This window comes from Mogibacterium neglectum, assembly GCF_030644205.1.
GTDB lineage: Bacteria > Bacillota > Clostridia > Peptostreptococcales > Anaerovoracaceae > Mogibacterium > Mogibacterium neglectum.
On sequence record NZ_CP128647.1, the window covers coordinates 221,838 to 235,360 of the forward strand.

Genomic DNA, 13,523 nt, shown 5'->3' on the forward strand with positions numbered 1-13,523 from the left:
TAAAACCAAACAATTAAATGAGAAAGCCTGCGCGTGAGCGCGGGCTTTTTGTGTGGGGAAATTTGAAAATGCAATATAGTAAGTATCTGATATTTTGCAAAATCTTTTTCCTCCAACCTTCACAGTTTATCGAGGATTATCGAGTACAATGTAGCCATAATTCATTGGAGATATAAAGATATTTGGAGGATATAGATGAAAATTTACGAAGGGCTAAAGCTTAGAAGGAGCTACTACCAACTTAACAAAGAACTGCCGGTGAGTACGGATGAGATTCATGCACTTATAAATGAAGTGACGGAGCTAGTGCCTGATGCGTTTAACATGAAAAGTGCACGCGTAGTGGTTGCTCTTGGTGATAAACAGGATGAGTTGTGGAACGGTATTTATGATGTGTTTGACGGCAAAGTTGCAAGAGAGAAGGTCGATGGATTTAAGGCTGCGGCAGGGACTATTCTGTATTTCTACGATGAAGATGTAGTGCGTGGATTACAAGAGAAGTTTGCAGCATATGCTGAGAATTTCCCAGTATGGGCAAATCAGGCAAATGGCATGCTTCAGATTAATATCTGGAGCGCTTTGCGTGAACTCGGTGTTGGTGCAAATATTCAGCACTATAATCCAGTGATTGATGATTTTGTGCACGATATGTTCGGACTGCCAGAGAACTGGAAGCTAGTCGCACAGATGCCGTTTGGTGGAATAGTGACAGAACCAGCGTCAAAGGATAAAGAGAATATAGCTGAAAGAGTTAAGTTATATGAATAGGTAACTTAAATATAAATCCATTAGAGTAAAAGGAACCACGGGAATCGCTCTGTGATTCTTTTTTTATGCCTAAACATAAGAGAAATTACGAGAATTAAAATAAGCTCATGGATAAAACGAGTTGGTAAAAAGAGTTAGTGCTCTTGAAAATTCAACACTAATGGCAGTTATATTTTAATAAAAAATAATGTTGACAAGTATATCGAACCACGATATACTTGATATATCGAGATGCGATATATCAAAACCTGATATAGGAGGAGTGAATGGATTCAAAATTACAAAGGGTATACGTCCCAATGTCTGAGACAGCCTTTTACATACTTTTCTGTTTACAGAAGCCGAAGCACGGATACGGCATCGGACAAGCAGTCAAAGATATGACAAAAGGGGAAGTCAATATCAGTCCTGGAACGATGTATGGGACACTTTCTAAGATGGAAAAAGATGGGCTAATTCGATTCGTGAGTGAAGTTGAGAAGCGTAAGATTTATGAGATTACAGGGCTAGGCAGTGAAATTCTTGCTATAGAAATAAAACGTATCAAGAGGATTTATATTAACAGTATAGGGGGTGAATATAATGAGTAAAAGACAAACGAAGATTAGATTCTTCACAATAGCGGACTTTAATGAGGAACAGACGTGGCTTGAAGAGCAGCACAAGAAGGGCTGGAAACTTGTTAAGGTAAGTATGCCATGTTTTTTTACGTTCAAAGAGTGTGAACCTCAGGATGTTTCATATAGACTTGAGTTCAAGAATAACAGAGTGTCTGACGATTACTTGCAGATGTACGAGGACTATGGTTGGGAATATATAGGTTCATTTTTAGGTTGGAATTATTTCAAAAAAACCGTGAATGTAGAGGATGTTGACGGAGAAAATGAAATATTTTCCGATGACGAGTCTAAACTTAATATGATAGACAGAATTATCAAGATGAGACTGATTCCAATATTTGTAGCATTGATTCCGGCTCTATTTTTGATTTTAAGAAGCATGATGACGGAGACAGTATTTGGGCTTGAATCTCCTAGGGGTATTGCAAGTATTATAATCATATTCTTAGCCTTAATTGATATCTACTTGATTGTGTATTGCTGGACCAAGCTCAAAAAACTTAGAAATAATCTGTAGTTAAGTCAAAGCTTGATAGTTGCTTACAACATACATAAAAAGTATTAAAAAGCATACAGTTAAGATATATATCTGAAACTGTATGCTTTTTATATATTATTAATCGCTTAATGCTTGTTAGGATAAATGGTGTATATAGCATTGATTTTACTGAGATAAACTAAAGTTAAATTAGTATTAACCGTATAAATCATAGCTAAACAAGCACCTTTCCCTTCATATCCTTTGGAACAACGATGCCCATTAGCGTCAGAAGAGTTGGAGCGATGTCTGCCAGCTTGCCGTGAGGTATCTTGAAGGCTTTTGGTTCATTTGCGATATGGCACAGTGGAACTGGTGATAGCGAATGCTTCGTAACCACATTGTCCTTGTCATCTAGCATGTAGTCGGCATTTCCGTGATCGGCTGTGAGTAGAATCTGACCATCCTTCGATAGAACCTTGTCTACAATCTGCTGTACGAGTCCGTCGAGCGTTTCTATAGCGCTTACTGCTGCATCGAAAATGCCAGTATGACCCACCATGTCAGGGTTTGCGAAGTTAAGTATGATGAGATCATATTTATCTGAGTCAATTGCTTCCAACACCTTCTCAGTCAGAAGAGGTGCACTCATCTCAGGCTGAAGGTCATAAGTTGCGATCTTCGGAGATGGAACCAAGATGCGGTCCTCGCCTTTGACTGGGGTTTCAACGCCCCCGTTAAAGAAGAATGTCACATGTGCGTACTTCTCGGTCTCGGCTATGCGAAGTTGAGTTAGACCAGCGGCAGATACCACACCACCGAGAGTTGGTTCAACGAGTTCAGGTGGGAAAGCGACTTTTACATTAGGCATAGATGCATCGTATTCAGCCATACACACGTATACGAGATTCGATAGAGTTTTCTTCCTTGCAAATCCATCGAAATCAGGATCCACAATCGCACGAGTTATCTCGCGTGCACGGTCAGGTCTATAGTTGATAAAGATAACCGAGTCACCGTCTTTGATTGGCGTATCATCTACAATTGTTGGGAGCACAAATTCGTCTGACTCGTCCTTGTCGTATGATATTTGAATCGCTTCGGCTGCTGAAGATGCCTTGATGCCTTCAGAAAGAGTAAGCGAATTATATGCTAGCTCGAGCCGCTCCCAGCGCTTATCTCTATCCATGGCATAGAAACGACCAGAGATAACTCCGATTCTCCCTAGTCCAAGCTCGGCGAACTTCGCCTCAAGAGCACTTAGATACGTCATGGCACTGCGAGGCGGTACGTCGCGGCCATCGAGGAAGCAGTGAACCACTACATCCTTGATATTTGAACGCTTTGCCAGCTCAAGAACTGCGTATAGGTGCTCTAGCTTGCTATGCACACCTCCGTCAGAACAGAGTCCCATTATGTGAAGGGTGTGGTCTGAAGCTGCATTTTCCATAGCTTCAAGCAGCACCTTGTTGTTGTAAAATTCGCCAGTACTAATTGACCTATTGATGCGCGGAAGGTCCTGAAGCACCACATTTCCAGCACCTATATTCGTGTGTCCAACCTCTGAGTTGCCGATCTGCCCATCAGGAAGTCCGACAAATTCACCGCTCGCCTCCAGTGTGATGAACGGGTATTTTGCAAAAAGTGCATTGAGATGGGGTTTTTTAGCGGCAGCAATCGCATTACCGTGAGATTCCTCACGGATTCCGTAACCGTCGAGAATCATCAGCATTGTTGGTCTATGTTTAATCATTGCTATCCTCCTATATGTCCAAGTATACACAAGACCAGTCGTTATTTCTAGAAGATACAGTGATGATTAGGAGGCAAAAGTCATGATAAAAATGCGCATTTTCGGTACTACGTGGGGTTTTCACGTGATAATAAACATCATATAATAGTAGCATCATAATTTTAAGGAGAACATAAGATGGCAGACGTCAGATTTACGCCTGATCAGCAAAGAGCAATAGATACTATCGACAAAAGCATTCTCGTATCAGCTGCAGCTGGTTCTGGCAAGACGGCGGTACTCGTTGAGCGCATCATCAATATCATAGTTCAGGGCAAGGCGGATGTTGACCGCATGCTTGTCGTGACATTCACCAATGCAGCGGCATCTGAGATGAGGCTCAAACTGACTAAGGCGATCAACAAGGTAATCAAGGCGTCAAAGAATTCAGATCCCGTGAGAGCAGAGAAACTCAAGCAGCAGCTTGGCAAGATGTACAGGTCGTATATATCGACGGTGCATAGCTTCTGTAACCGTGTTATCAAGGAGTTTTTCTACTTAACGGACCTCGAGCCGAACTTCAAGATATGTGATAGTCTCAAGGCTGAGATAATGAAGATGGAAGCCATCGAAGAGGTATTTGAGCAGGGATTTGAAGAGGATGATTTCATAAAGGGCTGTTCGTTCCGCGAGTTTCTCGACCGCTACAGTAAGGAGCGAGATGACAAGGCGCTAATGCAGGAAATCGTCAAGGCGTATGCGGATCTCAGGAGTATGCCAGAATATTTTGAATGGTCTGAGCGCATGGCGGAGAAGCTGCGTATACCAAAGAGCGGTGATTACAGAGATAGCGATTTATATAAGGAACTGTGGGAAGAAGCAAGGAAGGTCGTTGATGATGCTCTACGCGAGGCTCTTGGATTGCAGGAATATCTAACTGGACTCAATTTGCTTAATACGGCAGCGAAGCTTGACTCCGAGATTGGCGCCTTTCAGACTCTTGCAGATGCTATGAAACATATTAGCGATAGCGGTGAGAGTGCAGGGGAAGCTGAAGAGGTTGTTGCCAGAGTGTTTCAAAATCCTGTATTCGGCACTTTCGCTGGGGGAAAAGGTGAAAGAGAGGAGTACAAGTCGGTCTCAGCTGACTGCAAAGCCCGTAGAGATGCGTACAAGAATAACTTCCAGGATTTCTTTAAGGAATACAATTTTGCGGATATTAGGACTCTGTTCGAGGAGCAGTCGGAGACTTACAAATATACGATGTATTATTTGGCGCTTCTCAAGGAATTTGAACGGATTTATAATGCGAAGAAGAGAGAACAAGGTGTAATTGACTACGGAGATATGGAGCATATCACGGCGGACATTTTGAAGCATAAAGAGGCGAGGGATGTTCTTCGTGAGCGTTTTGAGTTTATATTTATAGACGAATATCAGGATGTTAATACATTACAGGAATTTTTAATCGGCAGTGTAGCGCGTGAAGATAACGTGTTCAAAGTTGGCGATGTAAAGCAGAGCATCTACAAGTTCAGACAGGCTGAACCTCATATATTTGAGGAGACATCAAGGACATATAAAGATGAAAGCAATAACCATGCAATTCAGATAAATCTCAATAAGAACTTCCGTAGTAACGGCGCAACAATCGACTACATTAACTATGTATTCCAAGACCTGATGGATGGCTATGGCGATGACGAGAAGTTATATCAGGGTATTGCAGGACATCCTGACTACAACTTGAAACCAGAAGTACATTTGCTACTAACGGAAGTGGATGATTCTACTGAAGGGGAAAGTTCAGGTACAGGCCATACATCTAAAGGTTCACAGATTGTTGATATAGAAGGGTCAATAGATAATGATTTAGAGGAGTCTGTTGAAGAAATCAAAGCTCTATCCAAAGCAGAGATTGAAGCGATACACGTTGCAGATATTGTCAGCGGAATAATCGGCAAAGAATTCTATGATAGTAAAAGTGGCAAGATTAGAAGAGCTACACCTAGAGATATAGCCATATTGCTCCGTTCTACCAAGAATAAATCAGATATGTATTACAAGTCTCTGATGAGCAAGAGTATCTCGTCCCACATCTCTGATGATGGTGGATATTTTGACACGGTTGAAGTTGCTGTTGCGATGACAATGCTTAAAGTCGTGGATAACCTGCATCAGGATATTCCGCTCATCTCAGTGCTCAGATCGGAGGTATTCGGGTTTACTCCAGAGCAGCTCGCTGAGGTGAGAGCTTTTGCAAGGGAGAAGCAAATAACGGAAACAAAGGAAGCAGAGGGAGATGTGCAGTACCGCAGGCAGTCGTACTGTGACGCTCTCCTCGAATACAGTGCAAATGGCAGTGACGATAAGCTTAAGTCTCGAGTGAACGCAGCTCTCTCGACCATCGAGAAGTGGCGAGCTCACAGCAAGATGATGCAGCTGGATGATTATATTTGGTATTTGCTAGAAGATTCCAATTATTATATGTTCGCAGGCGCAATGTACGGCGGCAGACAGAGACAGGCGAATCTAAGAGCACTAGTTGAGAGGGCTGGAGCTTTTAGGATATCTAGTATTGCCTCGCTCAGCAGCTATATCAGCTATCTTGAGGTGCTAAGGACTAAAAATGTAGAGATGGGACAGCCGTCTATGGTCAGCGAAGAAGACGATGTCGTAAGGATAATGACCATACACAAGAGCAAAGGACTAGAGTTTCCATTTGTGATTGTAGCTGGCATGGGAAACCAATTAAGCTACACTTCTGGAATCAAGGGATTCCAGTTCGATAATGAATTAGGAATCGCTTTGGCATACGTCAATCCAGATGAACACTACTGGCGCAGAACTCTGATGCAGAAGAAGATAACCGACAAGATTCGCGAGGATGAATATCAGGAGCAGCTTAGAGTGTTGTACGTTGCGATGACACGTGCTCGGGAAAAGCTGTATCTTATTGGCTGTGAGAAGACGGAAGATTTTGTGCTTGATGACATTCGTTCTAGAAATAGCTACTTTAGGATTATGGGAAAGCTATGTGACTCTGGAAGATACAATGAGTACACAACGAGCGATATGCACGAAGTTAAGATGCCATCGCTTCCGCGTGGGGCAAATAATTTCTTGACCACCGATAAGCTTCCGATGGATATCGAGCTTAGTCCGGAATACGAAGAGGTTAAGAGGCGTCTAGATTATGAATATGCGTACAAGGATGAACTTAATACTAAAGCGAAATACTCTGTCAGCGAAATCAACAACGAAGCAAAGGATAAAGAGGCTTATAAGGGTAAAATCGAAGACAGAAATACACGAGTCTTGAAGCTCGCGAGCGCCGATGCGGCAAGCATAGGAACGGCATATCACAGGATTATGGAGTTTGTGGATTTCAAGAAGGCGGTAAACGAAGCTGGTGAGTGTGATAGGGTATATATAGATGAAAGAGCTGAGACCCTTCGCGTCAATAACGCAATATCTGAACAAGTGTTTAAAGCTCTAGATCTTCGAAAGATATATGCGTTCTTTGAGACTGAAATTGGTCTTCGCGCATGTGCGGCTGCTCGAGCTGGACTGTTATCTAAAGAAAAGCCTTTTACTTTAAGGACAGAGCACAATGGGAAAAGCGTGTTGGTTCAGGGTATAATCGATTGCTACTTCAGAGATGGAGATGAGCTCGTATTGTTAGACTATAAGAGCAACAGGCTTAGCTACAAGGATAGAGAGGCTGATATTGAGCGCATAAGGGAAGAATATTTGGAGCAGATCAACCTGTATAGGAGTGCTCTTGAGGAAGGCATAGGACTAAGTGTTAAAGAGGCGTATCTGTATTTGTTAGATAAATCAATTACTATATCAATGTTGTAGTCATGAATTGTGTATAGAGGAGAGGTAAAAGATGTTCAGAAGACTTAGAAATGAGAAAAAAGCTATTTCAGAAGAGTGCGCAAAGAAACTGTTAAGTGAGGCCCCAAGAGGGATACTGGCGGTGAACGGCGACGATGATTATCCATATGCGATCCCAGTTAACTATCTCTATGATGAGCAGAAAGGTCGAATCTACTTCCACAGTCTGCATGGTGGCTATAAAGTTGAATGCATGGAGCGATGTGACAAGGTATGCTTTACGGTGTATGGAAACGAGCAGATTAAGGAAGAGGCATGGGCACCGTACGTACAGAGCATAGTTGTGTTCGGAAAATGCCGCCCAATTGAGAATAGAGAAGAGATGTTTGAAGCGCTGAGAAACTTCGCTCTCAAATATTATCCAAGCGAGGAACTCGTGCACCGCGAGATAAAAGCAACTGGTCATGCTGTGCAGATGTATGAGATTGAAATAGAACATATGACGGGTAAAGAGGTACAGGAGAAGTAATGCTTGTACAAATAAAAAATCATGTGTCCGGTTAATAAATAGCTTTATTACTATTGAACGGATAATATTATGGTGATAGAATGATACACATAGGTTAGTTAAGTTTAACTAACCTATGTGTATTTTTATGTTAAATAAGCCAAAGGGTAGATGAATTTATTGCTTAGCTCGGCTTGCATTAGGAAAGGAAAAAGAGATGGAGCATGTCAAGAAAAGAAGAATCTTGTTCGTAGCAATTCTTGTGCTCAGTATGGTTCTTGTAGGTATTAGTACAGTTTCAGCGGCAAGTAGAACACAGGATGTGTATCTACCGTACGATGTAACGGTGAAGTCGGGAAGCTCTGCATACGGATTTACCGATGGTGACAGGTGGAGCGCTGTATATGAAAAGATTATGGGAACCAATGGAACAACGAAGCAGACAATTTGGCATTCGGAAGACGGTTCCTCATATTACACTGTTGAGGCTTCAAGAGCACTTACAGGTATGCATACTTATATATATACTTTCAAGGCAAATGGAAAGGTTATTTATCAAGGCGAAAATGGTAAGATGGATGCAGCCATAATTGCAAAGCTGTATGATCGAAAATTGATTAAGACCATCTATAGTGGTACTGAGACGGTAAAAGATAAGACCTTTGATGGACCGGTGGAGGTTGAGCAAGGAGCTAACATTACTTTTGAAAATTGCAAATTCAATTATGATTTGACAACTTATGGTGTATCAAATGTGTCAAACAGTACATTTACAGATAGTACTGCGATTAACAAGGGTAAAGGTATAACATATATAACCGATACATATTTCGGGCACCTTGCGAGCTCATCAAGCTTCTATGGGAAGACATCCTCTATAGTAGGGGTTAAGATTAAGAGCAATCGCCTTGCAGATGCGACAAAGGGTATGGCTTATACTGAATCTTTGAATTTCCCTGACTTTTCTTATACATATTACCCTGGTTCTTTCAGTCCGAAAGTTACAAAGAAAATGCATTATGATTCAATTAATGTTGTAGGAAATCTTCCTACAGGATTAGTTGCAGGAAGTGCAAGTTACGATGCAGCTGCGGAGAATACGGTTGTAAAGATTTCGGGAACTCCTTCAATGGGCGGAAGAGATCAGAAATTCAATGTCAACTTTAAGGAGGGTGTATCGAAACTGGATATTACTATACCGATGCTTATAAATGTTAATGCATATAGTGTAGAGTATAAGGTGTTAGGTGATTCTCCTGCAGGATTTACTGCTCCAAGTACAGTTACAGGCATCGGTCATGGAGAAGTTGTAAACTTGAATGCAGCCCCCGGCAAAATTGTTGGAAAGAAAAACGGAGTACATGGTGTATGGGAGTTTACCGGTTGGTCGACAGACAAAGATAATCTGGAAGCTAGTAAGACTACATCGTTAAATGTAATGAAAAACACAACAGTGTACGGTAAATGGAAATTCACATCTGACAAGAAACCTTCTATAACGAAGCCTGGAAATAAAAGAGGACCAAAGACGGGAGATAGCAATAATATCGGTGGATATCTATTAGTCTTAGGCGCTACTTCGGTAATCCTGGCGGTTGTGGCAAAACGTAGAGGTAGCTGGAAAGAATAAACTTTTAAACAGAGCAGCTTAATTTTATAAGAGCATAAATAAAATGAACGAGGAAATCAAGGGTCAATCAGAAATTGGATTACATAGGTTTCCTCGTTTTGTTTTGCTATTTTATTCTGTATAATTTAGCTAGTATTAATCAGTGTATATAAGCAGCATTCAAAAGTTTCAGGAACGACTGAATTGCTTAAAGAATCAAACTCCGGATTAAATACCAATCAACTAAAGATAAATAATGAAAACGCAAAAACAACATACTGAGGAGGAACAATGATACAGATTAAAGACATCGGGAAATTCGAATCAATACCGCAGATTGCTAGCGACATAGTAAATGGTGATGTAAACGCTTTAGAAGAGCATATATCTAAAGGGTGGGATATCGATGAGGAGATAATGCTCGGCAAGTACACGAGACTTACACCGATTAATCTCGCCCTTGTGATGAACGAGTTCAAGACTGTTAAGTGGCTGGCCACACATGGAGCGGATTTAAACGATGAAGATAATCCAAGCTTTCTGATCGCGGTTAGATACTGCGGAGAGGAGATCATCAGATATCTGGTTTCTCATGGTGCTGACGTCAATGTCGTGAACTCCGTGGAAGCAGAGGCGTTTGAACAAGCAATTTTCGGAGATAGACTAGATAACTTAGCTCTGATCGATGAACTTGGTCATACGGTGAAGAAGTACGGTGGGGCAGCGTTCAGAAATTGCCTTGACAAGAGAAATTACAATATTGTTGAGTTCTTTATAAAAAACGGCGTCGATATAAACTATAATAAGCCTGATTCTATTTACCCGTTCAAGCCAACGCCACTCTGTGTAGCAGCGAGATACGTTGATCTTGAGATGTGTAAATATCTCGTAGAACACGGTGCAGATGTGACTATTACAGAAAAAGATGGCATGAGGCCGTACAGCATCGCTCTTGAGAAGGGTGACGACGAGATGGCGGAGTACTTTAAGGGGCTGGAACCAGCCGAGTTGCACAGTCTTCATAACAAGCTGGACGAACTGAAAGCGTACAAGCTTCCTAAGGCGATGATTGATTTGCTGCAAAGTGATAATCTGCATTTCGAACTTGCAAATTGTGATTTCGGTTACATTGATTTTCTTGAGCTTACCGAAACGATTCCTATGAAGATAGGCAGGCGCAAAGTGCTTAGGATATCTAGGTCAACTGGAGATTATGGCGATATATACGTGGTCTGGAATCCTAAGACCAAGAAGGTTGCCGTTTACGATGTTGAACATGAGGATCTGACTGATATATGTGGATTCAAGGATTTTATAGATGATATGGAAGGTCAGCTGCAGAGAGTTTTGGAAGGAGAACTATAAGGATGAATATAGTTGATAAGTCTAAGGAAATCGTAAAGTATGTCTGCGAAAACTTTAAAGAATGGGATTTGGATGACCCAGTCGAAGAAGAGTACATCGATGATTACGAAGATTTGGTAGGGGCGAAGGAGGAAGAAATTAAAGCATTTGAAGACGCTTTCGATATTGAGCTGCCAAAGGCTTTTAAGGAGCTTTATAGATTTAAGAATGGTAGTGGATATATGTGTGTATTACCATGTGTAATAGATGAGCGAGACATGCCGTTTTGTCTAATGAGCCTTGATCGGATAACGAGTTGCAAGGGGTATTTTCAGAACAAGGATGCGCTTCTTGCCGACTATCCCGATTTCTTCTCAGCTCAAGATATTGAACGCCTTAGTGATAGCAGAATTAAGCCGTATCTGTTCAACAAGAGATGGTTTCCGTTCGCGGAGTATTGTGATAGCTGTTACCTGATGCTAGACATGAATCCTGGAGATTGTGGAAAAGCTGGACAGATAATTTGCTATATTCACGATCCTGACGAAGTGGTGTACGTAGCACCGAGCCTTGAGGAACTCGTTTCTGAGGTCTATGATGAGACATGCTCATAGGAGCATAAAATAAATTTGTAATTGCAAAAAAAGACAAAGAAAAAACAATTTCTTTGTCTTTTTTTAATGCAATTTGACGGATGAAGCAGTATAATTCATGTACTAAATTTTGTACAATTTTAAGCTATCTTAAAAGCGAGGAGGACTTATGAAAGCTTCAATTCGTTATGGCAGGAGTGCAGCACTTGTCCTAGCATTCTTGTTGTCATTAATGATGATGATGCCACCTAACATGGCATATGCCACTACTAAGTACACTGTAACAGGCGGCGAGACAGCAGCTCAGCTAACGGCTATCATCGACGGAACAACCACAGATGCTGCGGGCAACAAATACGATGTAGTTGAGTTTCCAGCAGGAACATACAATTACAATATGACTGCACCAATTCACATCAGGAGAGCTGTAACTATCAAGGCGGATGCAGGCGCAAACGTAACACTTGTTGGTGGAGATTTTAGAGGATATGCTAACTCCAATACAACATTTACTGGAGCAGGCACCTTCCTTCTCAAGAATCCAAATACTTACGGTATCTGGTCTAACAACTCATCGGCAAAGTTCAATTTTGATCATACAAACTTTACAATCGATGGCGCTCCAGGATTCGGATTCTACGCTCTGTTAGGTGGAAATACAACAAACATCAAGGGCGGAACATTTGTCGTTAAGAACTGTGCAAATACAGGGAACGAGGGTGGAATTGAGGTTGACGGTGCTACCTTCAACGTGTCAGATGGTGCACAGATGACGATTGAGAATAACGGAAACGGAACCTTTGGTGACTTGTATATGAACGGCAAGATGAATGTAAGTGGTGTGAACACAAAGGTTACAATCAACGAGACCAGAGCAACAGCTAGAGGCTACGGAATGGTAATTCCAACCTCTGGACACCTCAATATCAATGGAGCTACTTTTGAAATTAACACCACAACTGCAGGTAGAGGTCTTAACGCAGGCAATAATACGGCTGATACTGTCAATATAGAGAACGGCGGTAAGCTGATCATCAAGGCTAATGGCGGACTTGCAAATAGCGGTGTCAGAAGAGCTAAGGTTACGGTGAATGACACAAGCGTTCTCAAAGTAGATGGTTACAAGTATGCTCTAGACGGAAGCGTTCTCGTAACTAAAGGTAAGCCACATGTCACTCTTAACGGAACAACAGAGGATAATGGGTCAACACCTGTATTTACAGGAGGAACAAACGGATCAATTATCATGGGCGGATCAGTGCTCGAAGACTATAGTGATCACGTTGTAGATGGTGCTCTGACAGCAACAGCTGGAGGAAGTCAGGTAGCTAAACAGCCTGTAAATACAGCTGGCGAGGCGCTTACACGTTTTGATATCAGAGGGCTATCGAATAAGAGTATAAACATTGCGGCAGATCCAGACAACGCAGCACATCCTGCATACACATATAGCGTGGGTGCAAATCATGGCGGAACGGCTTACGTATGGGCTCCTGCAGTAAATGTGAAGTTCTGGGAGACAAAGGAAGCGTTCGATGACAATGATGCTGCTAAGCTCATCAAGACTCTGACAACTATCCGTGGCAACAATCTAAGGCTAGTTGGAGCAACTATGCCTGAAGCACCAGCTGCACCAGCAGGAAAGGTGTTCTCGCACTGGGTAAATGCAGATACAGGAGAGGTTTTCGATGTGAACACATCTCTCACCAAGAGCGTGACAAACGTATATCCAGTTTATAAGGTGCCAACAGTTAAGAAGGTAGTTAAGGTTCACAAGAAGAGCCCTAAGACAGGCGATACAGAGAACATTCCATTCTATGCAGGTATACTTGCTGGAACAATCGTTGCTCTAGGTGTTACGCTGAAGCTTAAGCGCAGGGCGTAGCTTACAGATCTTGGTAAACTGAAGACATGTAAATTTAAGGCAAATGCAGATTTTTGCATTTGCCTTTTTCGTATTTATCCTTATGCCTAAAAGTTATGTGGTTTGATAATTCGCTGCGGTTAAAACATAAATATAGTTGATTC

General features: G+C 41.8%; 10 protein-coding genes. 9 read left to right on the forward strand and 1 reads right to left on the reverse strand.

Translation table 11 applies throughout. From position 1 onward, the window contains the following. Positions 1–195: 195 nt before the first annotated feature. From QU661_RS01010 to QU661_RS01020, 3 genes are all read left to right on the forward strand, one after another. Entirely contained in the window at positions 196–768 is a 573-nt protein-coding gene (locus QU661_RS01010) for a nitroreductase family protein (RefSeq protein ID WP_304989921.1), read from the forward strand. Positions 769–1,034: 266 nt separating this feature from the next. Beyond that, positions 1,035–1,358 (forward strand): PadR family transcriptional regulator, encoded by a 324-nt coding sequence (locus QU661_RS01015; RefSeq protein WP_094233732.1) that lies wholly within the window; start codon positions 1,035–1,037, stop codon positions 1,356–1,358. Further along, on the forward strand, positions 1,351–1,905 hold the full coding sequence (locus tag QU661_RS01020) for a DUF2812 domain-containing protein (RefSeq protein WP_304989922.1): 555 nt from the start codon (positions 1,351–1,353) through the stop codon (positions 1,903–1,905). Before QU661_RS01015 ends, QU661_RS01020 begins: the two co-directional genes overlap by 8 nt. Positions 1,906–2,101: 196 nt before the next feature. Here QU661_RS01020 and gpmI read toward each other — a convergent pair whose 3' ends face one another. After that, positions 2,102–3,619 carry a 2,3-bisphosphoglycerate-independent phosphoglycerate mutase gene (gene gpmI, locus QU661_RS01025; RefSeq protein ID WP_330692452.1) on the reverse strand — a complete coding sequence of 506 codons (1,518 nt, stop codon included), beginning with the start codon at positions 3,617–3,619 and terminating at the stop codon, positions 2,102–2,104. Between the two features lie 177 nt (positions 3,620–3,796). Here gpmI and QU661_RS01030 point away from each other — a divergent pair, with 177 nt between their 5' ends. The 6 genes from QU661_RS01030 to QU661_RS01055 all read left to right on the forward strand — a co-directional run bounded on the left by QU661_RS01030 (position 3,797) and on the right by QU661_RS01055 (position 13,380). After that, positions 3,797–7,462 (forward strand): UvrD-helicase domain-containing protein, encoded by a 3,666-nt coding sequence (locus QU661_RS01030; protein ID WP_304989923.1) that lies wholly within the window; start codon positions 3,797–3,799, stop codon positions 7,460–7,462. Between the two features lie 31 nt (positions 7,463–7,493). Further along, positions 7,494–7,970, forward strand: a complete 477-nt coding sequence (locus tag QU661_RS01035; protein WP_304989924.1) for a pyridoxamine 5'-phosphate oxidase family protein — start codon at positions 7,494–7,496, stop codon at positions 7,968–7,970. A 196-nt stretch (positions 7,971–8,166) separates the two neighbouring features. After that, entirely contained in the window at positions 8,167–9,579 is a 1,413-nt protein-coding gene (locus QU661_RS01040) for an SHIRT domain-containing protein (RefSeq protein WP_304989925.1), read from the forward strand. Positions 9,580–9,849: 270 nt separating this feature from the next. Continuing rightward, a complete protein-coding gene (locus QU661_RS01045) occupies positions 9,850–10,923 on the forward strand; it encodes an ankyrin repeat domain-containing protein (protein ID WP_304989926.1) in 1,074 nt (357 codons plus the stop codon). Between the two features lie 2 nt (positions 10,924–10,925). Then, on the forward strand, positions 10,926–11,516 hold the full coding sequence (locus QU661_RS01050; RefSeq protein ID WP_304989927.1) for an SMI1/KNR4 family protein: 591 nt from the start codon (positions 10,926–10,928) through the stop codon (positions 11,514–11,516). 148 nt (positions 11,517–11,664) lie between these two features. Next, positions 11,665–13,380: a sortase gene (locus QU661_RS01055; RefSeq protein WP_304989928.1), complete on the forward strand. Its 1,716-nt coding sequence runs from the start codon at positions 11,665–11,667 to the stop codon at positions 13,378–13,380. The last annotated feature ends 143 nt before the right edge of the window (positions 13,381–13,523 follow it).